This window comes from Oceanimonas sp. CAM02, from assembly GCF_032842915.1.
Taxonomy (GTDB): Bacteria; Pseudomonadota; Gammaproteobacteria; order Enterobacterales; family Aeromonadaceae; genus Oceanimonas; species Oceanimonas smirnovii.
This window is the reverse complement of record NZ_JAWJBK010000029.1, coordinates 383,001-403,848: the sequence shown is the minus strand read 5'-3', so window position 1 is coordinate 403,848 and position 20,848 is coordinate 383,001. Positions and strand designations below refer to the sequence as shown.

General features: G+C 58.3%; 21 protein-coding genes. 12 read left to right on the top strand and 9 right to left on the bottom strand.

Translation table 11 applies throughout. From position 1 onward, the window contains the following. Positions 1–2 precede the first annotated feature (2 nt). The 5 genes from ruvA to aspS all read right to left on the bottom strand — a co-directional run bounded on the left by ruvA (position 3) and on the right by aspS (position 4,638). Positions 3–602, bottom strand: coding sequence for a Holliday junction branch migration protein RuvA (ruvA, locus tag R0I78_RS11165; protein ID WP_317075357.1), 600 nt, complete (start codon positions 600–602; stop codon positions 3–5). A gap of 289 nt (positions 603–891) precedes the next feature. Then, positions 892–1,413 (bottom strand): crossover junction endodeoxyribonuclease RuvC, encoded by a 522-nt coding sequence (ruvC, locus tag R0I78_RS11160; protein ID WP_317075356.1) that lies wholly within the window; start codon positions 1,411–1,413, stop codon positions 892–894. 273 nt (positions 1,414–1,686) lie between these two features. After that, positions 1,687–2,427 carry a YebC/PmpR family DNA-binding transcriptional regulator gene (locus tag R0I78_RS11155; RefSeq protein WP_317075355.1) on the bottom strand — a complete coding sequence of 247 codons (741 nt, stop codon included), beginning with the start codon at positions 2,425–2,427 and terminating at the stop codon, positions 1,687–1,689. Positions 2,428–2,442: 15 nt separating this feature from the next. Continuing rightward, positions 2,443–2,871 carry a dihydroneopterin triphosphate diphosphatase gene (gene nudB, locus R0I78_RS11150; RefSeq protein ID WP_317075354.1) on the bottom strand — a complete coding sequence of 143 codons (429 nt, stop codon included), beginning with the start codon at positions 2,869–2,871 and terminating at the stop codon, positions 2,443–2,445. A gap of 3 nt (positions 2,872–2,874) precedes the next feature. Continuing rightward, positions 2,875–4,638, bottom strand: a complete 1,764-nt coding sequence (gene aspS / locus R0I78_RS11145) for an aspartate--tRNA ligase (RefSeq protein ID WP_317075353.1) — start codon at positions 4,636–4,638, stop codon at positions 2,875–2,877. Positions 4,639–4,949: 311 nt separating this feature from the next. Between aspS and R0I78_RS11140 the strand changes: the two genes are divergently transcribed. The 6 genes from R0I78_RS11140 to R0I78_RS11115 all read left to right on the top strand — a co-directional run bounded on the left by R0I78_RS11140 (position 4,950) and on the right by R0I78_RS11115 (position 10,891). Continuing rightward, on the top strand, positions 4,950–5,792 hold the full coding sequence (locus R0I78_RS11140) for a DUF72 domain-containing protein (RefSeq protein WP_317075352.1): 843 nt from the start codon (positions 4,950–4,952) through the stop codon (positions 5,790–5,792). A gap of 120 nt (positions 5,793–5,912) precedes the next feature. Beyond that, the gene (gene cmoA / locus R0I78_RS11135) at positions 5,913–6,641 is read left to right on the top strand and encodes a carboxy-S-adenosyl-L-methionine synthase CmoA (RefSeq protein ID WP_317075351.1); all 729 of its coding nucleotides are present in this window, start codon (positions 5,913–5,915) and stop codon (positions 6,639–6,641) included. Beyond that, complete coding sequence (gene cmoB, locus R0I78_RS11130) at positions 6,638–7,645, top strand: tRNA 5-methoxyuridine(34)/uridine 5-oxyacetic acid(34) synthase CmoB (RefSeq protein WP_019936138.1); 1,008 nt, start codon at positions 6,638–6,640, stop codon at positions 7,643–7,645. Before cmoA ends, cmoB begins: the two co-directional genes overlap by 4 nt. Continuing rightward, a complete protein-coding gene (locus R0I78_RS11125) occupies positions 7,642–8,406 on the top strand; it encodes an ATP-dependent zinc protease (RefSeq protein WP_019936139.1) in 765 nt (254 codons plus the stop codon). Before cmoB ends, R0I78_RS11125 begins: the two co-directional genes overlap by 4 nt. A gap of 5 nt (positions 8,407–8,411) precedes the next feature. Then, entirely contained in the window at positions 8,412–9,923 is a 1,512-nt protein-coding gene (locus R0I78_RS11120; RefSeq protein ID WP_317075350.1) for an inactive transglutaminase family protein, read from the top strand. Next, positions 9,920–10,891: an alpha-L-glutamate ligase-like protein gene (locus R0I78_RS11115; protein WP_019936141.1), complete on the top strand. Its 972-nt coding sequence runs from the start codon at positions 9,920–9,922 to the stop codon at positions 10,889–10,891. Before R0I78_RS11120 ends, R0I78_RS11115 begins: the two co-directional genes overlap by 4 nt. Before the next feature lie 69 nt (positions 10,892–10,960). Here R0I78_RS11115 and R0I78_RS11110 read toward each other — a convergent pair whose 3' ends face one another. From R0I78_RS11110 to rnm, 4 genes are all read right to left on the bottom strand, one after another. Further along, positions 10,961–11,275: a GIY-YIG nuclease family protein gene (locus tag R0I78_RS11110; protein WP_317075349.1), complete on the bottom strand. Its 315-nt coding sequence runs from the start codon at positions 11,273–11,275 to the stop codon at positions 10,961–10,963. 191 nt (positions 11,276–11,466) lie between these two features. Further along, the gene (gene rluB, locus R0I78_RS11105) at positions 11,467–12,402 is read right to left on the bottom strand and encodes a 23S rRNA pseudouridine(2605) synthase RluB (RefSeq protein WP_040614648.1); all 936 of its coding nucleotides are present in this window, start codon (positions 12,400–12,402) and stop codon (positions 11,467–11,469) included. 9 nt (positions 12,403–12,411) lie between these two features. Then, positions 12,412–13,032 carry an L-threonylcarbamoyladenylate synthase gene (locus R0I78_RS11100; protein ID WP_019935613.1) on the bottom strand — a complete coding sequence of 207 codons (621 nt, stop codon included), beginning with the start codon at positions 13,030–13,032 and terminating at the stop codon, positions 12,412–12,414. Between the two features lie 18 nt (positions 13,033–13,050). Then, on the bottom strand, positions 13,051–13,875 hold the full coding sequence (gene rnm, locus R0I78_RS11095) for an RNase RNM (protein WP_019935612.1): 825 nt from the start codon (positions 13,873–13,875) through the stop codon (positions 13,051–13,053). Positions 13,876–14,258: 383 nt separating this feature from the next. Between rnm and R0I78_RS11090 the strand changes: the two genes are divergently transcribed. Genes R0I78_RS11090 through trpA form a run of 6 tightly spaced genes read left to right on the top strand, consistent with a single transcriptional unit; the run spans position 14,259 to position 20,775 of the window. Beyond that, positions 14,259–15,806: an anthranilate synthase component 1 gene (locus R0I78_RS11090; protein ID WP_317075348.1), complete on the top strand. Its 1,548-nt coding sequence runs from the start codon at positions 14,259–14,261 to the stop codon at positions 15,804–15,806. Continuing rightward, positions 15,803–16,399, top strand: a complete 597-nt coding sequence (locus R0I78_RS11085; protein WP_317075347.1) for an aminodeoxychorismate/anthranilate synthase component II — start codon at positions 15,803–15,805, stop codon at positions 16,397–16,399. Before R0I78_RS11090 ends, R0I78_RS11085 begins: the two co-directional genes overlap by 4 nt. Further along, the gene (trpD, locus tag R0I78_RS11080; protein ID WP_019935609.1) at positions 16,396–17,403 is read left to right on the top strand and encodes an anthranilate phosphoribosyltransferase; all 1,008 of its coding nucleotides are present in this window, start codon (positions 16,396–16,398) and stop codon (positions 17,401–17,403) included. The genes R0I78_RS11085 and trpD overlap by 4 nt, the downstream gene beginning before the upstream one ends. Continuing rightward, positions 17,397–18,782 carry a bifunctional indole-3-glycerol-phosphate synthase TrpC/phosphoribosylanthranilate isomerase TrpF gene (gene trpCF, locus R0I78_RS11075; RefSeq protein ID WP_317075346.1) on the top strand — a complete coding sequence of 462 codons (1,386 nt, stop codon included), beginning with the start codon at positions 17,397–17,399 and terminating at the stop codon, positions 18,780–18,782. Before trpD ends, trpCF begins: the two co-directional genes overlap by 7 nt. Beyond that, positions 18,779–19,972: a tryptophan synthase subunit beta gene (gene trpB, locus R0I78_RS11070; protein WP_317075345.1), complete on the top strand. Its 1,194-nt coding sequence runs from the start codon at positions 18,779–18,781 to the stop codon at positions 19,970–19,972. Before trpCF ends, trpB begins: the two co-directional genes overlap by 4 nt. Continuing rightward, positions 19,969–20,775, top strand: coding sequence for a tryptophan synthase subunit alpha (gene trpA / locus R0I78_RS11065; protein WP_317075344.1), 807 nt, complete (start codon positions 19,969–19,971; stop codon positions 20,773–20,775). The genes trpB and trpA overlap by 4 nt, the downstream gene beginning before the upstream one ends. Positions 20,776–20,848: the final 73 nt, after the last annotated feature.

Here is a 20,848-nt window from a genome sequence, read left to right as displayed (position 1 = left end):
GCTTATCCCATGCTCTTGAGCGCTTCGCGGATCAGCTGCTCCGCGTCCATACCGGGTTTGGCAATTTTTTTCATCAGCTGCTCGGCCTGACCGGCCTTGTAGCCCAGCGCCTGCAGGGCAGCCAGGGCCTCGTCCTTGGCACCGCCACCGGCCATGCCCGGTGATGCCGGTGCCGGATTGAACAGATCGTAACCGCCAAAGCCCTTGAGCCGGTCACGCATTTCCACAATCAGCCGTTCGGCGGTTTTCTTGCCCACGCCAGGCAGCTTGACCAGGGCCGCTATCTCGCCCTGTTCAACGTTATGAATAAACTGATCCGCCGTCATCCCCGAAAGAATGGCCAGCGCCAGCTTGGGTCCTACGCCGTTGGTCTTGATAAGCTCGCGGAACAGCGCCCGCTCGGTTTTGGTATTAAAACCAAACAGCAGCTGGGCATCTTCCCGCACCACAAAATGAGTGAGTACGGTGGCCGCCTCGCCTACATTGGGCAACTCGTAAAAGCAGCTCATGGGCAGAGTCACCTCATAGCCCACACCATTCGCATCCAGCAATATCTCCGGGGGCTGCTTTTCAACGATAATACCTTTTAACCGACCAATCACAGGGCGCTCCGCTAATCAGGACAAAACTGGGCCAAGAATAATAAATAACTGGATAAATATCCATGAAACCAGCTGTAAGCGATAAGCTGTCAGCTGTAAGTGGTGTTGCCTGCCGATATTGAGCCGTGTTGGTGGGGCAATATTGTCTGGAAGTTAGTCACTCCCGCGCTGGCATGAGCGCCATTCGACAAGCAACGTCGAAACCACAGATACGATGAAGTACCTACAGCCACTCGATCGGCTTATAGCTTAAAACTGACAGCTTATAGCTTGAGAAAGCGGTTTCGCCTTAGCGAAGCCGTTTTCGAGCAGTGCCGCGCACCTGGCCGGCCATGCTGATCAGGCTCTGACGGGTGTGGCCGTGGCACAGGGCCACCGCCAGGGCATCAGCGGCATCAGCCTGGGGCGTGCCCGGCAGACTGAGCAGGCGCACCACCATATGCTGCACCTGATCCTTGCCGGCACCGCCCTGCCCCACTACCGCCTGCTTGATCTGGCGGGCGGAATATTCCGCCACCTCCAGTCCGGCATTGGCCGCCGCCACTATGGCCGCGCCCCGGGCCTGCCCCAGCTTGAGCGCCGAATCGGGGTTGCGCGCCATAAATACCTGCTCAATGGCAAACAAATCGGGGCGAAACTGCAAAATAATCTCGCTTACCCCGTCGTAGATTTTCTTGAGTCTGGGTGCCAGGGCTTCGTCTGTCATGCGAATGCAGCCCGAGCCCAGGTACTCCATTTTACTGCCGGTCTGGCGCACCACACCATAACCGGTAATACGCGAGCCGGGGTCAATTCCGAGAATAATGGACATCAAAAACCAGCTCTCAACAGCTGTAAGCCGTAAGCTATCAGCGGTAAGCTGATCGAGTCGGCTGAGCATGATTTATTAAGGTTCAAGGCGATGTCGCCGGCAGTTCCCACGTTGGGATTCGCTTCGCTCATCACCAACCTGCTGAACGGCCAAGGCCCCGATTTATTGGGGCAAACCGTGTTATATAAGGCTCCATTGCCCCGTTGAAACGGGGGCCTGCAGGCCCCACCACTTAAAGCTGACAGCTTAAAGCTTATAGCTGCCCGAAGGGCGTCAGAGCTGTTCAGCCAGTTCGTCGGAGATATCACCGTTGTGATAGACCTCCTGCACGTCGTCCAGATCTTCCAGCATGTCGATCAGGCGCAGCAGTTTGGGGGCCGTGTCTTCATCCAGCTCCGCCTTGGTGGACGGTATCATGGTCACTTCGGCGTTATCGGCTTCCAATCCGCTGGCGTCCAGCGCATCCTTGACCGAGCCGAACTCTTCCCACTGGGTATACACATCAACGGAGTCGTCATCGTTGACCACCACATCGTCGGCACCGGCTTCCAGCGCCGCTTCCATCACGGTTTCTTCGTCGGCCTCGGCGTAGCTGATCACGCCCTTTTTCTCGAACAGATAAGCCACGGAGCCGTCGGTGCCCAGGTTGCCGCCGCTCTTTGAAAAGGCATGGCGCACTTCCGATACGGTGCGGTTGCGGTTATCGGTCATGCACTCCACCATCACAGCGGTGCCACCCGGGCCATAACCTTCATACACCACGGTTTCCAGCTGCTGACCGTCCAGCTCACCGGCACCGCGCTTGACGGCTCTGTCTATGGTGTCCCGGGTCATGTTGTTGGACAGCGCCTTGTCCACGGCGGCGCGCAGCCGCGGGTTGGACGCGGCATCTGAGCCGCCTTCGCGGGCGGCGGTAGTCAGCTCACGGATCAGCTTGGTGAAGATCTTGCCGCGTTTGGCGTCCTGTGCCGCCTTGCGGTGCTTGATGTTGGCCCATTTACTGTGACCTGCCATAAACTCAATCTCCTGTTATCTATTGTTTATCAGCCTGCCAATGGCCTCCCGGTTGGTCCAGGAGCCGGCCTTGGCCAGTGCCTGCTCAAAAGGCAGCCAGCACTGATCCAGATGCTCGGTAAGCCGCACGGGCTGCGGCTCGGGCAGGCATAAACGAAATTCATATTCCCAGTTATGGGTTACCCCCGGGCGGTAACGATGCCGCCAGTGGGGGTAAATCTCAAACCGCACCCGGTGCCCGGTCTCTACCAGTGGCAGACCCTTGCCCGCCACCAGGCCGGTTTCCTCTTCCAGCTCGCGCACCGCCGCCTGCAGGCGGCTCTCGCCGGCTTCAAGACTGCCGGTCACCGACTGCCAGAAATCCGGATTGTCCTTGCGCTGCAGCAGCAGCACACTGTCGTGAGAGTGGATCAGAACGAGTACCGACTCCGGGTGCTTATGCATGGCTTACTCCGCCCCGGGCTGCTCGGTGCGAATGGCCAGCTCTGCCAGCGCATCCGGATTGGCCAGACTGGGCGCATCGGTGAGCAGGCAGGACGCCGTGGTGGTCTTCGGAAAGGCAATCACATCCCGAATATTGTCGGTGCCGGTCAGCAGCATCACCAGACGGTCCAGACCAAAGGCCAGGCCGGCATGAGGCGGGGTGCCGTACTTGAGCGCGTCGAGCAGGAAGCCGAATTTCTCCTGCTGCTCCTCGGCATTGATGCCCAGCAGGCGGAATACGGTCTGCTGCATGGCGTTGTCGTGAATACGCACAGAGCCACCGCCCACTTCATAACCGTTGATCACCATGTCGTAGGCATTGGCGGCAGCGGCCAGCGGGTTGGCTTCCAGCTCCTCGGCGGACATGTCCTTGGCGGCGGTAAAGGGATGGTGCATGGCATAGAGGCGGTCGTCTTCTTCCTCAAACATGGGGAAGTCCACCACCCACAGCGGTTTCCAGCTGTGCTCGATCAGCTCCAGATCCTTGCCCAGCTTCAGGCGCAGGGCACCCATGGCGTCACACACCACCTTGGCAGAATCGGCACCAAAGAAGATGGCATCGCCGTCAGTGGCACCGGTGCGGCTGACAAGCTCCGCCACTATGTCTTCATTCAGGAACTTGGCAATGGGTGACTGCACGCCTTCCAGCCCCTTGGCGGCTTCGTTCACCTTGAGCCAGGCCAGGCCCTTGGCACCGTAAATGCCCACAAACTTGCCGTATTCATCTATCTGCTTGCGGGAAAGCGCAGCGCCGCCGGGCACACGCAGGGCGGCTACTCGGCCTTTGGCGTCGTTGGCGGGGCCGGAGAACACCTTGAAGTCCACGTCTTTGACCAGATCGGCCACATCGATCAGCTCCATGGCAATACGCAGATCCGGCTTGTCGGAGCCATAACGGCGCATGGCGTCGGCAAAGCTCATCACCGGGAAGCTGCCCAGATCCACGCCGGCCACGTCCTGCCACAGCTCGCGCACCAGTTGTTCCATTATCTCACGCACCTGCTCAGCGCTCATAAATGAGGTTTCCACATCAATCTGAGTAAATTCAGGCTGGCGGTCGGCGCGCAGATCTTCATCGCGGAAGCACTTAACAATCTGATAGTAACGATCAAAGCCGCTCATCATCAGCAGCTGCTTGAACAGCTGGGGCGACTGGGGCAGTGCGTAGAAATAGCCCTTGTGCACCCGGCTCGGCACCAGATAGTCACGGGCACCTTCCGGCGTGGCCTTGGTGAGCATGGGGGTTTCAATATCGAGGAAACCGTGTTCGTCCATAAAGCGGCGCACCCGGCTGGTGACCTGAGCGCGGGTCTTGAGAAAACGCGCCTGCTCGGGGCGGCGCAGGTCCAGATAGCGGTACTTGAGGCGCTGCTCTTCGGAGTTGTTCTGGTTGAAGTCCAGCGGCAGCGGTGCTGCCTTGTTGATGATGGTGAGCTCGTGGGCAAAGATTTCTACCTCGCCGGTGGCCATGTCCTTGTTCACCTGGGACTCGGGCCGCGCGCGCACCACACCGGTCAGCTGCACACAGAACTCGGCCCGCAGTTCAGACGCCTTGTCATAGGCTTCGGCCTTGTCGGGATCGAAGAATACCTGAACGATGCCTTCCCGATCGCGCATATCGATAAAAATAAGCCCGCCCAGATCACGACGACGATGAACCCAGCCACTGAGGGTTACGCTCTGGCCAACCAGGGAGGCGTCTACCTGCCCGCAATAATGAGTGCGCATGGAGTCTTCCTATGATGTGCTTTGGCTGCGGCAGCGCCGCAGACTTGAATTTGTCTGTAAACAGCGCGCTAGTATAATCGGAAACCCGAACAGGGATCCAACCGCTTAACCCGAACCGCTGCGCGGTAGCTGTAAGCGATCAGCTTTAAGCTGTCAGCAGCCCGAAGCAGGTTGTGATAATAGAGGCCTGCCTGAAATCCGGCTGGCCTGCAGGATGACCGGATTAGCAAGCACAGCGCCATACCTGCCAGCTACCCCGGTCGACTTACAGCTGACAGCTTATCGCTTAAAGCTTTGTTTTCAGGAGAAATATGCCGTTATATCTGGGTCTGAGCCAGTGGTCTCATGCGGGCTGGCCGGGTAACCTGCTGAGCCGGGGACTGAAAAGCACCGAGCATCTGGCCGATTATGCGAAGGTGTTCAACACCGTAGAAGGCAACACCAGCTTTTATGGCGTGCCCGACACCCACAGCCTGCAACGCTGGGAGGCCATGACAGGCCCGGACTTTCGCTTCACCTTCAAGTTTCCGTCCACGGTCAGCCATCAGGGCCGGCTGGCGGACAATATCGCCCCCGCACTGGCGTTTATTGAACAGCTCACACCCCTGCATCACAAGCTGGGCCAGCTGATGCTGCAGCTGCCTGCCGCCTGCGGGCCGGAGCAGCTTGACGGTCTGGCACAGCTGCTGGACGCCCTGCCAAACGAATTTGAAATTGGCGTGGAAGTGCGCCACCCGGCACTTTTTGCCAAGGGCGAAGCCGAGCGCCGGCTTAACCGGCTGCTGCTGGAGCAAAGCGCCAACCGTATTATCATGGACTCCCGGCCGGTATTTGCAGTACCCGCCACCACACCGGCACTGGCCGATGCCCAGCAAAAGAAGCCAAAAGTGCCGGTGCATATTATCAGCACCGGCAAGGCCCCTGTGGTGCGTTTTATCGGTAATCCGGAACTGGCCGCCAACACGCCTTTCTGGCAGCCCTGGCTGCCCCGCCTGCAGGGCTGGCTGAATGAGGGCAAGTCTGTCTATTTATTTGTGCATACCGCCGACAATATGCAAGCACCTTTACTTGCCGCCACTATTGCCGAGGCGCTGAATGCTCCTCTGCCCGCCTTTCCCGGCCAGAAGCCCGAGGCGCAAGGAAGTTTGTTTTAACCACAAAAAGAATTTGTCGCATCGAATGGCACTCATCAAGACAAGCCATTGCGCTTATTTTACAATGGTCACCATTCAGCGCGGCAATACGGCCGTCAGCAAGCACAGCATTCACATACCATGAAAGAAAAAGATAGTATCTTTGCCGCCCCCATAGAACGACTGGGCGACTTCTGTTTTGACCATCAGGTTGCCGACGTGTTTCCCGACATGATTAAGCGCTCCGTGCCCGGCTATTCCAATATCATCTCGGCCATCGGCATGATGACGGCCCGCTTTGCCCGGCCTGATACGCAACTTTATGACCTGGGTTGTTCACTGGGAGCCGCCACTCAGGAAATGCGCCGCAACCTGAACCAGCCTGGCTGTCGCATCGTGGCGGTAGACAACTCCGCCGCCATGATAGAGCGGGCCCGCAACCATCTGGCCGCCTTTCGCTCTGATGTTGAGGTCGAGCTGCAAGAGGCGGATATCTGCGCGATCAATATTGAAAACGCCTCCGTGGTGGTACTCAATTTTACCCTGCAGTTTATTGCACCGGAGCAGCGGGAAGCCTTGCTGAAAAAAATATATGACGGTCTTAAACCGGGTGGCGTACTTATTTTAAGCGAAAAATTCATCAGTGAAGACGACACCATTAACGAGCTGCTGATTGATTTGCACCACGACTTTAAACGGGCCAATGGTTACAGCGAGCTGGAAATCAGCCAAAAGCGCACCGCGCTGGAAAATGTGCTGCGCCCCGACTCCCCCGGCCTGCATAAAAAACGTCTTAAAAAAATCGGCTTTGCTCATGTGGACATGTGGTTTCAGTGCTTTAACTTCGGCTCCATGGTGGCAGTGAAATGATCGACTTCAGCGACTTTTATCAGCAAATCGCCAAAAGCCGGCTCAGCCACTGGCTGCACACCCTGCCCGCCCAGCTGCACGACTGGCAAAAAGCCCATCATCATGGCGACCTGGCCCGCTGGAGCCGGGCGCTGGCAAAGCTGCCCGCTATTCACACTCAGCACATAGAGCTGAAAAACAAGGTCGCCATCGGCCAGCCCGGTGAAATCTCAACTGGCGAACAAAAGAAGATAGCAAGCCTGCTGGGGCAATTTCATCCCTGGCGCAAAGGACCGTTTGACGTGCACGGTATTCATATTGATACCGAATGGCGCTCCGACTGGAAATGGGAGCGGTTAAAACCTCATATCAGCCCGCTGAAATACCGTTATGTGCTGGATGTGGGCTGCGGCAGTGGCTATCACCTGTGGCGCATGCTGGGCGAAGGCGCAGAAATGGCGGTGGGAATAGATCCGTCGCAGCTGTTTCTTTGTCAGTTTGAGGCTATCAAGCATTTCGCCAATAATCACAAAGGCATTCAGCTGTTACCGCTGGGCATAGAGGAATTACCCGAGCTACGGGCCTTTGACACCGTCTTTTCCATGGGTGTGCTTTATCACAGACGCTCGCCCATTGATCATTTGCTGCAGCTGAAGGCGCAATTGCATGATGGCGGCGAACTGGTGCTGGAAACCCTGGTCATAGACGGCGACGAGCATCAAGTACTGGTACCCGGTGAGCGCTACGGCAAAATGCGTAATGTCTGGTTTATTCCAAGCTCGGCCGCTCTGGTAAACTGGCTGGCCAAATGCGGCTTTGAACATATTCGGGTAGTGGATGAAAGCGTCACCACCCTGGACGAGCAAAGACGCACCGACTGGATGCGTAATGAATCACTGGCAGACTTTCTCGACCCGGTTGATGCCAGCAAAACCATAGAAGGCTATCCGGCTCCCAAGCGCGCCATCATTATTGCCAACAAGCCGGTAGACCCCCAATACAGACCACAAGAGAGTAAAGGATGAAAAAAGCAGCGTTATCATTGCTTACCCCCCTGTTGCTGAGTGCCTGTGCCGGTCAGTTTGCCGATGCGCCACCGCCACCCCAGCCGGTGTCTCACCCCGAGCTGAACGACGCTCTTAACAACCAGGAAGCGCGGCTGATCACCGCCATGGAGCAGCAGAACACCCGGCTCAGCACCAACCACCATGCCTTTATGACGGCGCTGCAGCAGGAAATCCGCCACCTCAAAAAACAGATTGCCGCTACTCAGCCGGCCACCACACCAGCACCGGTCAACCCGCCTGCAGTCAACAACACACCGGATAACGAAACCCGGGATGGAAAATTGATAGTAGGGGAAACCGAAGACATCTGGCTGGATGCCGTAAACGACATGTTTCCTGCGCGCATTGATACCGGGGCCACCACCTCATCCCTGAGCGCTCAGGACATTACCGAGTTTGAACGCGATGGCAAAGCCTGGGTGAGCTTTAATATGGCCCACGAAGGAGTGGACGAAAAACTGCCGGTGGAAGCGCCGCTGGTACGCCATGTGCGTATTCGTCAGGCCTCGGCTGAAGAGCCTGAACGCCGCCCTGTGGTGGAGCTGACCCTGCGCATGGGCCGGCTGACAGAGAAAACCGAATTTACCCTGGCTGACCGCTCCCAGATGACCTACCCGGTGCTGCTGGGGCGGGAGTTTCTGAAAGATATCGCCGTGGTGGATATTGCCCGCCGTAATGCGCAGGGCAAGCCCAAGCGCCCCATACCTTCTGACGAGTAAAGTTCATGTACTCACGCAAACCTTTTTATCTGATCGTGGCGGCTCTGTTTCTGGTGGGGCTGGCATTAATGCTGCACCGTCACTTTGTGTATGAAGTGCCCTGGCTGCCCGGTGAAAAACGCCAGATCTGGTCAGTGGAAGCCAAGGTGGAATTTGAGGCCGATGGCCGCCCGGTGAAAGCGTCGCTGGCCGTGCCCGGCAGTCAGCCCGGCTTTACCCTGATGAACGAGTCGGCGGCATCACCCGGCTATGGGCTGTCGTTTGTGCAGGCTAACGGCGGCACCCGGGCAGAGTGGTCCATTCGTTCCGCGTCAGGCCATCAGGAGCTGTATTACAAGGTCGACATGATGCTCGATCCTTTCGCCACCGGCCCCATTGCCAACACACCGCCCACTGTAACCACAGTGGAGGTGGCCGAGCCCTATGCCACTGCCATGGATCAGGTGCTTAACCTGGCACAAGAGCGCTCCGCCGACAACATTACCCTGACCCGGGAGCTGCTCAAGGAGCTGAACAGCGGCGGCCAGAACGCCGAGCTGCTTGCCCAGCACAAGTCTGCCGGGCCGCTGCTGGTCGACATGCTGCAACGGGCTGCCGTGCCTGCCCGGCTGCTGAAGGGCCTGCAGCTGGAAGACGGCCGCCGGCGGCAGCAGCTGGTGGATGTGATTCAGGTGTTTGACGGCGAACGCTATGAAATTTTCAACCCGCAAACCGGTGCCCAGGGCATGCAGGAAAATCTGCTGTTGTGGGAATATCAGTCGGCTCCGGTGCTGGATCTGGTGGGTGGCAGCAACTCCCGGGTCAGCTTCTCCATGCTGGAGCAGGAGCAGCCGGTCAATGTGGCTCTGGCCAAAAAATTTGATCAGCCGGAATGGATTAACGTCTCACTGTATAACCTGCCGCTGGAAGAGCAGGCGCTGTTCAAGGGGATTCTGCTGATCCCCATCGGCGTGCTGGCGGTGGTGTTCCTGCGCATTATTGTGGGGGTAAAAACCTCGGGCACCTTTATGCCGGTGCTGATTGCCATGGCCTTTATTCAGACCAGCCTGCTGACCGGCCTGGTGGGCTTTCTGATTATTGTGGGCACAGGTCTGGTGCTGCGCTCTTATCTGTCTCACCTTAACCTGCTGCTGGTGGCCCGCATATCGGCGGTGATCATTATGGTGATCGGCATGATTGGCTTTTTCAGCATTGTGGCCTATCAGCTGGGCCTGACCGAGGGCATGAAAATTACCTTCTTCCCCATGATTATTCTGGCCTGGACCATAGAACGCATGTCAGTACTGTGGGAAGAAGAAGGTCCCAAAGAAGTGGTCAAGCAGGGCGGTGGCTCCCTGGTGGTAGCGGTGATGGCGTTTCTGGCCATGAACAACGAGCTTATCCGCCATCTCACCTTTAACTTCCTGGGGCTGCAACTGATTGTGATGGCAGCCGTGCTGCTGCTGGGTAACTATACCGGCTATCGTTTGACCGAGCTCAAACGGTTCAAGCCTCTGGTCGATGAGCTGAAGCAATGATCAAGAACCTGCTAGCCAACTATGCCTCGCCCTTTGAGCTGGGCCGCCATGGCATTATGGGCATGAACCGGCGCAATATCTCCTATATCAGCCGCTATAATCCGCGGCGGCTGTATCCGCTGGTAGATAACAAGCTCAAAACCAAGCAAATTGCACTGGACGCCGGCGTAACCGTGCCGGATCTGGTGGGTGTGATTGAATATCAGCATCAGGTCACCCGGCTGTGGGACATGGTCAAGGACTGGCCGGGCTTTTGCATCAAGCCCGCCAAGGGCTCCGGCGGCAAGGGCATTACGGTAATAGTGGATCATGATCGTCAGCGCTTTACCAAGCCCAGCGGCAAGGCTGAAACCATAGAGGATCTGGAACGTCATGTATCCAACATTCTGGCCGGCCTGTATTCTCTTGGGGGCAAGCCGGATGTGGCATTAATTGAAGCGTTGATCAACTTTGACGATGTGTTTGACGGCTTCTCTTATGAAGGGGTGCCCGACACCCGGGTGATAGTGTTCAAAGGCTTTCCCATTATGGCCATGATGCGGCTGTCTACCAAGGCATCTGACGGCAAGGCCAACCTGCACCAGGGTGCGGTAGGCGTGGGTCTGGATATTAACACCGGCCGCGCCATTCGGGCGGTGCAGTTCAACGCCGCCGTGCGCCACCATCCGGATACCGGGCGGGATCTGTTTGAGCTGAAGGTCCCCTACTGGGAGCAGCTGCTGAATTTGTCGTCGTCCTGCTACGAGATGTCGGGACTGGGTTATATCGGTACCGACATGGTGCTTGACAAGAAAAAAGGCCCCATGCTGCTGGAGCTGAATGCCCGCCCCGGCCTGGCCATTCAAACCGCCAACGCCGCCGGCCTGGTGCCACGGCTGCGCAAAATTGAAAAGCTGGGCAAAAAGATCACCATGACTCCTGACGAGCGGGTGGCGTTTTCACGACGGGAATTTGCCAGCGAACTGTAACCAAACCTTGTCATGCCGGGCTTGACCCGGCATCTTTCTTCAAATCACTCTGTTAGCTGGTAAGAGCCACTACCTCTCAGACTGAGTGCCACCATCAACTATCATTTCCCACAAATCATCCCATTGTGGGTTCAAGGATTCGATTAACTGGATCTTCCAGTCCCTTTTCCAGTTTTTAAGCTGCTTTTCCCGTGAAATTGCTCCATACATATCTTCAAGCACTTCAAAATACACCAGACGATGCAGGTGGTAGCGAGTCGTAAACCCAACAACAACTCCATGCTTGTGCTGCCACACACGTCGAACCAGGTTGCTTGTCACTCCGATATACAAGGTGCCCTGAGCCTTGTTAGACATGATGTAGACAGCCGGCAATTTATCCATGGCAGAGTTATTTCTTGGGAATGATAGAGAAGCATAGGCAAGATACCCTGACTTTGTGCAATCGAAGCAGCATAGTGCATTCTGTAAGAAGATTCCGGCTCAAGGCCGGAATGACTACCTGAAAAAAACGGCGTCGGGGTTAAGCCCGGCGCCGTTTTTATTTACGATGAACAATGTAATCAAGTCGAAGATTACATCCGCGTTTTGCGCTTCTGCTTTTGCCGCTGGCCCGGCTTGGGGCCACGGGCACCGGTGGGAGCCGGCTTTTTAGGGGCTGCGCCGGTGCCGGCCCCTTTAACACGGGTGTTATGCTTGCGCACCGCCTTGCGAATGCGGGCTACCTGCTTGAAACGGTCTGGCGCGTTGACATCCACCTTGCTTTCCTGCTCCGGCGGCAGTCCCACTTCCTTGCGCAGGTAGTTCACCTGATCCAACGCCAGCTCGGCCCAGCCGCCCCGGGGCAGGTTTTTGGGCATTTCAATCTTGCCGTAACGTACCCGCATCAGCCGGCTTACCTGCATACCCTGAGACTCCCACAGCCGGCGCACTTCCCGGTTGCGGCCTTCCTTCAGGGTAACGTGGAACCAGAGGTTCATGCCCTCGCCGCCGGTGTATTTCAGAGTGTCAAAGCGGGCCTCGCCGTCTTCCAGCATCACGCCCTTGCGCAGCCGCTGCAGCATGGCTTCGTCCACTTCACCAAATACCCGCACCGCATATTCACGGTCAATTTCATGGCGCGGGTGCATCAGCCGGTTGGCCAGCTCGCCGTCTGTGGTAAACAGCAGCAAACCGGAGGTGTTCACATCCAGCCGGCCCACCGCCACCCAGCGGGCCCCCTGCAACCGCGGCAGACGATCAAATACAGTAGGGCGGCCTTCCGGATCCTTACGCGTGCTTACCTCACCTTCCGGCTTGTGGTAGGCCAGCACCCGGCACACGATATCGCTTTCGGCCTGGGTTTCCACCACATGACCGTCCAGACGAATGTTCTCGCTGCCGGTGACCCGGTCGCCCAGCACCGCTATCTTGCCGTCCACGCTCACCCGGCCCTGGCTGATCATGGCTTCAATTTCCCGGCGCGAGCCCTTGCCGGCGCGGGCCAGCACTTTTTGCAGTTTTTCAGTCATTTTGTTCACTTATTCAAAAGGGGTGATATCGCCGGCACCTTCGCGCACGATCACCGGAGTGTCATCGTAAAGATCCACCACTGTGGTGGGCCGTGAATCGATCACACCGCCATCAATAATCAAATCTACTACCTTTTCCAGCCGGTTACGGATTTCAAAGGGATCATATTCTGCCTCGCTTTCACCGGGCAATATCAGGCTGCAGGACATCAGTGGCTCACCCAGCGCCTCCAGCAGGGCCAGGCTGATAGCATGATTCGGCACCCGCAGACCTATGGTTTTGCGCTTGGGATTCTGCAGCCGCTTGGGCACTTCCTTGGTGGCCCGCAAAATAAAGGTGTAGGCACCCGGCGTGTTATTTTTCATCAGCCGGAATGCAGTATTGTCTACCCGGGCGTAGGCCGACAGCTCGGACAAATCGCGGCACACCAGGGTGAAATTATGATCCTTGTCGATCTGGCGAATGCGGCAGATACGCTCCATGGCGTTCTTGTCGCCTACCAGACAACCGATGGCATAGCCCGAGTCGGTGGGATACACCAGCACACCGCCCTGGCGCACTATGGCCACCGCCTGATTGATCAGCCGTGGCTGAGGATTTTCTGGATGAATTTCAAAAAACTGACTCATGATTCCTCCCGGAATGATTTATAAAAAGCGTTCCCATACAGGAGTGGCTTCTTTGGGCAGCCACAACTGGCGGCCCAGCTCCCGCCACTGACTGGGAAAATGAAAGTCGGAGCCCACGGATGCATCCAGGCCATATTCCCGGCTCCACTTACCCAGCGTGGCACGTTCGTGCGGACTTTGCTGCGCCATAGACACTTCCATGGCATCACCGCCGGCCTCGGCAAAGGCGGTTAACATTTTTCTTATCCACTTGTTGGACAAGTCGTAACGGGTGGGATGGGCCAGCACCGCCACGCCCCCCGCCGCCTGAATGGCACCGATGGCTTCATGCAATGAGCACCAGTCCGGTGGCGCATAGCCGGTGTTACCCCGGCTGATAAATTTCTTAAACACCTTGGCCATGGAGTCGGCCGCGCCCTGCTCCAGCAGCCAGCGTGCCATGTGGGTGCGAGTAATGGCGGCGTCACCGGCCAGGGCTTTGGCCCCCTCATAGGCACCCGGATAGCGGGCCTTTTCCAGCCGTTCCCCCATTAACCGGGCCCGGGCATCACGGCGTGCTGCCTGTTCGCCCAGCAATCGCACCAGGCCGGCATGGCCCGGATCCAGGTTCAGACCCACCACATGAATTTCCTTGTGCTCCCACAGCGCCGAGATTTCCACCCCGGTTATCAGGCGTATGCCGTGCTCGTTGGCCGCGGCCTGCGCCTCCGCCAGCCCGGCGGTACTGTCGTGGTCGGTCAGCGCCAGCACATTCACCTCTTTTTCGGCAGCCCGGGCCAGTAGTGCAGCCGGCGTCAGGCTGCCGTCAGAGGCAGTGGAATGGCTGTGCAGATCGATACGCATAAAAAATCCTGTGTTCAGACTTGACTTGAACCCGCAAAAATCGTTTAACTATACCCAGTTTTTCGATTAGCGAGATGAGCGGCATGTTTCAGCAAATTTCCACTATTACCATTTGGTGGTGGCACACTCCCTGACGCGGGTGTGATTTGCTGTGTGCGCTTAACAGTCTCAGCGAAACATGAAAGCCCGCAACTATGCGGGCTTTTTTATTATCCAGCAAAAGGTAACGCGATGAAACCGACCTTTATGAATTTTTGGCGATGGCAATCCGACAACCGGTCTGAACCACTACCGGCATTCGCGTCTGTTACCGACGACGACATTGCCAGCCAGGTCATCAGACAGATTCCTGATGATCAGCATTAACTAAAAAGGAACACCCAATGGCGCAAGGTCAGCTCCACGTTTTATTGCACGATGCACCCTATACCGATGATCCTCTGGCGTTATACGCCGCCCTCAGCCAGCCCGGCGATAACAGCCTGCTGTTTGAGTCTGCCGAAATTGACACCAAGGCCGGCACCCAAAGTTTACTGATGCTCGACGCCTGTGTGCGTCTGGTATGCCACGGCCGCACCGTCACGCTCACTGCCCTGAATGCCAATGGCCTGCCGGCACTGGCGCTGGTTCACAGCGAACTGGGCGGCGAACGCAGCGACACCCGGCTTACCGTGACCCTGACACAAGCCGATGCCAACCTGGACGAAGACAGCCGCCTGAAAGCGCCTTCCGTGCTGGAAACCATACGTCTTATTCTTACCCGCTTTGACGCCGACCGCGGCCAGCAGCATCTGTTTATGGCCGGCACCTTTGCCTACGATCTGATTGCCGCCACCGAGCGTCTGCCCGAGGTGACCGAGGGCATTAACCATTGCCCCGACTTCTGTTTTTACTTGGCAGAGACCCTGATCACCCTGGATCACGTAACAGAGCAGTGCCATCTGGCCGCCTGCGCCTTTGACCCAAGAGAGCAGGAACGCCTGCAGACCCGCCTGAACACGCTTGCCGCCGCCTGTGGCGAGCGTCATGCCAGCCCACGGGCACAATCTGGCCTTAACGGTAAAGTGGCAACGAATAAAAGTGACGCCGAGTTTCGCGCCAGCGTGGAACGGCTCAAGGGCAACATAGTGGCCGGCGACATTTTCCAGGTGGTGCCCTCGCGCTGCTTTACCCTGCCCTGCCCCAGTCCGCTCGCGGCCTACGGCAAACTTAAACAGACCAACCCCAGCCCCTACATGTTCTATGTGAACGATGAAGACTTTATTCTGTTTGGTGCCAGCCCCGAAAGTTCGGTGAAGTTTGACCACGCCAGCCGTCAGGTGGAGATGTATCCCATTGCCGGTACCCGCCGCCGGGGTTTTAATCCGGACGGCAGCATCAATCTGGATCTGGACGGCCGCATCGAGCTGGAGCTGCGTCAGGATCAGAAAGAAACCGCCGAGCACCTGATGCTGGTGGACCTGGCCCGCAACGACATTGCCCGCATCAGCGAGCCCGGCAGCCGCTATGTAAAAGATCTGCTGAGCGTGGATCGCTACAGCCATGTGATGCATCTGGTGTCCCGGGTAGTAGGGACTCTGCGTGCCGATCTCGACGCCCTGCACGGCTATCAGGCCTGTATGAACATGGGCACCCTGACCGGCGCGCCCAAAATTCGCGCCAGTGAGCTTATTCGTGAGGTAGAAGGCCAGCGCCGGGGCAGCTACGGCGGTGCCGTGGGTTATGTCAACGGCCTGGGCGACATGGACACCTGTATTGTTATTCGCTCTGCTTTTGTGAGTAACGGCCAGGCCCATGTGCAGGCCGGTGCCGGCGTGGTGTATGACTCGGATCCGCAGGCAGAAGCCGACGAAACCCGCAACAAGGCGGCGGCAGTGCTCAATGCCATCGCTCTTTCCCACGGCACCACACTGGCGGAGGTGAGCCCATGAGCCCGATCATTTTCCTGCTCGATAACTACGACTCCTTTACCTACAACCTGGTGGATCAGTTCCGCTCGCTGGGTGCCACCGTCAACATTTACCGCAACACAGTGCCGGTAGCCCAGCTGCTCACCGCCATGGAGCAGGCCGAAAACCCGGTGCTGGTGCTCTCCCCCGGTCCGGGCAAGCCCAGTGACGCCGGCAATATGCCGATACTCATCAAGGAATGTCTGGGTCATGTTCCCATTCTTGGCATCTGCCTTGGCCATCAGGCACTGGTAGAGCATTACGGCGGCAAAGTAACCAGCGCAGGTGAAATCAAACATGGCAAAAGCTCCATGATCAGCCACAGCGGTGACGGTGCCTTTGAAGGCCTTGCCAATCCGCTGCCGGTGGCCCGTTACCACTCCCTGGTGGGCACCGACATTCCCGCCGGCCTGGAGGTGATTGCCGACTTTAATGGCATGACCATGGCGGTGCAGGACAAGGCCAACCGGGTGCTGGGCTTTCAGTTTCATCCCGAATCCATTATGACCACGGACGGGGCGCGCCTGCTGGCCCAGAGCCTGACATTTATCAGCAACAAGGAGAATGCCGCATGAGCCAGGCCATGGAGCAACTTTACCGGGGCGAAAACATCAGCCGGGAACAGGCCCACGCCCTGTTTGAGCAAGTGATGAGCGGCGATATGGATCCGATAGTGCTGTCTTCCCTGCTGACCGCATTAAAAATGAAAGGTGAAACCTCCGACGAGATCGCCGGTGCCGCCAGCGCTCTGCTGGCCGCTGCCAAACCCTTTCCGCGCCCCGACTATGCCTTTTGTGACATAGTGGGCACCGGCGGCGACGGCATGAACACCATTAACGTCTCCACCACCTCGGCGCTGGTGGCCGCCGCCTGCGGCATCAAGGTGGCCAAGCACGGCAACCGGGGCGTGTCGTCCAAGTCCGGCTCGTCCGATCTGCTGGAGCAGCTCGGCATTCGCCTGGACTTAAATCCGGAACAGGCCCGTCGCTGCCTGGACGACACCAATGTGTGCTTTTTGTTTGCGCCTCACTACCACGGCGGCATTCGCCACGCCATGCCGGTGCGCCAGGCCCTGAAAACCCGCACCATCTTTAACGTGCTGGGCCCGCTCATAAACCCGGCCCGCCCCGGCTTTATGCTGCTTGGCGTCTACAGTCCGGCACTGGTGCGCCCCATTGCCGACACCCTGGTGGCCATGGGCCTTGAGCGCGGCATGGTGGTGCACGGCAGTGGTCTGGATGAAATTGCCATTCACGGCAGCACTCACATTGCCGAGATCAATAAGGGTGACATCACCGAATATGACATCACCCCGGAAGCGCTGGGGCTGGAGCGTCATGATATCAGCGCCATTGAAGGCGGTGAACCGGCAGAAAACCGCCTGATCACCGAGGCACTGCTGGCCGGCGAAGGCACCCTGGCGCAGCAGAGCGTGATTGCCATGAACGTAGCACCGCTGCTGGTAATGAGCGGTCAGGTGGAAAATCTCAAGCAAGGCGTGGAGCGGGCGCTGTCCGTGTTAAGATCCGGCCGTGCCATGGATGTAGCCAAACAACTGGCGGAGTTGAGTCAATGCTGAATACAGTGCTCGGCAAAATCGTTGCCGACAAAAAAATCTGGGTGGAAGCGCGCAAGCAAAGCCAGCCGCTGGCAAGCTTTGAAGCCGGCCTCACCCCCAGTGATCGCCCCTTTGCCGAGGCCCTGGCCGCCGGCAAGCCGGCCTTTATTCTGGAGTGCAAAAAAGCCTCGCCGTCCAAAGGCCTGATTCGCGAAGTGTTCGACCTGGACGCCATTGCCGGCGTCTATGGCCGCTACGCCTCGGCCATTTCGGTGCTCACCGACGAGAAATACTTTCAGGGCCGTTTTGAGTTTGTCACGCAAGTGCGCAACCAGGTGACCCAGCCGGTGATTTGCAAGGACTTTATTATCGACCCCTATCAGATCAAGCTGGCCCGGTATCACCAGGCCGACGCCATTCTGCTGATGTTGTCGGTACTGAATGACGAGGAGTATGCCGAGCTTGCCGCCGTGGCCGAGTCCCTCAACATGGGTGTGCTCACCGAAGTGATCGACGAAGATGAAGTGGCCCGCGCCCTTAAACTGGGTGCCAGGGTCATTGGCATCAACAACCGGGATCTGCGGGACCTCAGCATCGACCTCGACCGCACCAAACGGCTGGCGGCGCTGATCCCCGACGACCGAATCGTGATTTCTGAGTCCGGCATTTATCACCACGGCCAGACCAAGGCCCTCTCGGCCCATGCCGACGGCTTTCTGGTGGGCAGCTCGCTGATGGCCGAAGACGATCTGGAACTGGCGGTGCGGCGGCTGATCCTGGGCGACAACAAGGTCTGCGGCCTGACCCGGCCGGAAGACGCCACCGCTGCCTATGACGCCGGGGCCGTGTATGGCGGGCTGATCTTTGTGGAAAAAAGCCCCCGTTGCGTAAGCCTGGATCAGGCCCGCCGCGTAATGGCCGGTGCCCCGCTTCACTATGTGGGCGTATTTCAGAATCATCCCATAGACGAGGTGGTTGCTACCGCGCAGGAGCTGAACCTTTCTGCGGTGCAACTGCACGGCGATGAGAACGACGCCATTATAGATGCGCTGAAAGCCAGGCTACCCGGCGTGGCCATCTGGAAAGCGGTGGCAGTCAGCGATGCGCTGCCGGCTCTGCCCGAGCACGCCGACCGGCTGCTGTTCGACACCAAAGCCGGCAACCAAAGCGGCGGCACCGGCCTGGCCTTTGACTGGGCGCTTTTGAACGACATCGACAAGGCCAGTGCCATGCTCGCCGGCGGGCTCACTCCCGACAACGCCGCCACCGCCGCCAGCCAGGGCTGCCTTGGGCTGGACTTTAACTCAGGCGTGGAAAGCGCCCCCGGCCAAAAAGACGCCACCAAACTCAAGGCGACCTTTGCCACCCTCAGACATTACGGACGCAGGACACAGAAATGAGCTTACTTAACCCCTTTTTTGGTGATTTTGGCGGCATGTATGTGCCGCAGATCCTGATGCCGGCGCTGCTGCAACTGGAGCAGGCCTTTGTGGATGCCCAGCAGGATCCGGAATTTGACCGCGAGTTTCGAGAGCTGCTGGCGGAATATGCCGGCCGCCCCACACCGCTCACTCGCGTGCGCAACCTGGCCAGCAATACCAAAACCCGCATCTACCTCAAGCGGGAAGATTTGCTGCACGGCGGTGCCCACAAAACCAATCAGGTACTGGGCCAGGCGCTGCTGGCCAAGCGCATGGGCAAAAAGCGCATTATTGCCGAAACCGGTGCCGGCCAGCACGGCGTGGCCACGGCGCTGGCCTGCGCCCTGATGGACATGGAATGCATCGTCTATATGGGTGCCAAAGACTGCGAGCGGCAAAAGCCCAACGTATTTCGCATGGAGCTGATGGGTGCCAAGGTAATACCGGTGCATGCCGGCTCTGCCACCCTGAAGGACGCCTGCAACGAGGCGCTGCGCGACTGGACCGCCAACTACGACACCACCCACTATATGCTGGGCACGGCCGCCGGCCCCCACCCTTTTCCCACCATAGTGCGGGAATTTCAGCGCATGATTGGCGAAGAAGCCAAGGTGCAGATAGTGGAGCACGAAGCGCGCCTGCCCGATGCGGTGATCGCCTGCGTGGGCGGCGGCTCCAACGCCATTGGCCTGTTTGCCGACTTTATTGAAGAAGACAGCGTCAAGCTCATTGGTGTGGAGCCGGCAGGCAAGGGCATTGACACCGGCGAGCACGGTGCCACCCTGGGGGAAGGCACCAAGGGCGTGTTCTTTGGCATGCTCTCTTTGATGATGCACGACCAAGACGGCCAGGTGGAAGAATCTTATTCTGTGTCTGCCGGCCTCGACTTTCCCTCGGTCGGCCCGCAGCACGCGTATCTGGCCACCACAGGCCGGGCTCAGTATGTGTCGGTGACCGATGATGAAGCCCTTGACGCCTTTCAGGCCCTGGCTCGTTCAGAGGGGATTATTCCGGCACTGGAGTCGTCCCATGCTCTCGCCTATGCATTGAAACTGGCCGAAGCCGAGCCGGAAAAAGAACAAGTTCTGGTGGTTAACCTGTCCGGTCGTGGCGACAAGGACATCTTTACCGTTGCCGAGATCCTGGAGCAAAAAGGAGAAATAAAATGAGCCGCTACCAGCAACTGTTCCAGCGCCTGAACGCCGCCAATGAGGGCGCCTTTGTGCCCTTCGTCACCCTGGGTGACCCTACTCCCGAGCAGTCGCTCAAGATCATTGACGCCCTGGTGGCCGGCGGTGCCGATGCGCTGGAGCTGGGCATTCCCTTCTCCGATCCGGTGGCCGACGGCCCCACCATTCAGGCTGCCACCCTGCGCGCCCGGGAAGCCGGCACCCGCACACAAACCTGCTTTGACATGCTCAAACAGGTGCGGGAAAAGTACCCCGAGCTGCCCATCGGCCTGCTGGTGTATGCCAACCTGGTATACGCACCGGGCATGGACAGCTTCTACTCCCGCGCCGCTGAAGCAGGGGTAGACTCTGTGCTGGTGGCCGATGTGCCGCTGGAAATGGCCGCACCCTTCAAGGCCGCCGCCGACCAGGCCGGTATTGAGAGCATTTATATCGCCCCGCCCAACGGCGACGAGGCCACCCTCAAGGCCGTGGCAGAAACCGGCTCCGGCTACACCTATCTGCTGAGCCGCGCCGGCGTGACCGGCACCGAGACCAAGGCCGGTGCACCGGTAAACACCCTGCTCGCCACCCTGGCCAAATATGACGCGCCGCCGTCACTGCTCGGCTTTGGTATCTCCAGCCCCGAGCAGGTGCGCGACGCCATCAAGGCCGGTGCCGCCGGTGCCATCTCCGGCTCCGCCGTGGTGAAGATCATTGAGCAGCATCTGGACCAGCCCCAGGCCATGCTCAATGCGCTGACCGCCTTTGTAAAAGAGATGAAGGCCGCGACCAGGAAGTAAGCTCCTCAGGCGGTGCCTGTTCGGGCACCGCCACTTTCATCATTATCTTCGTTAAGCGCTTAATGCGCTATGT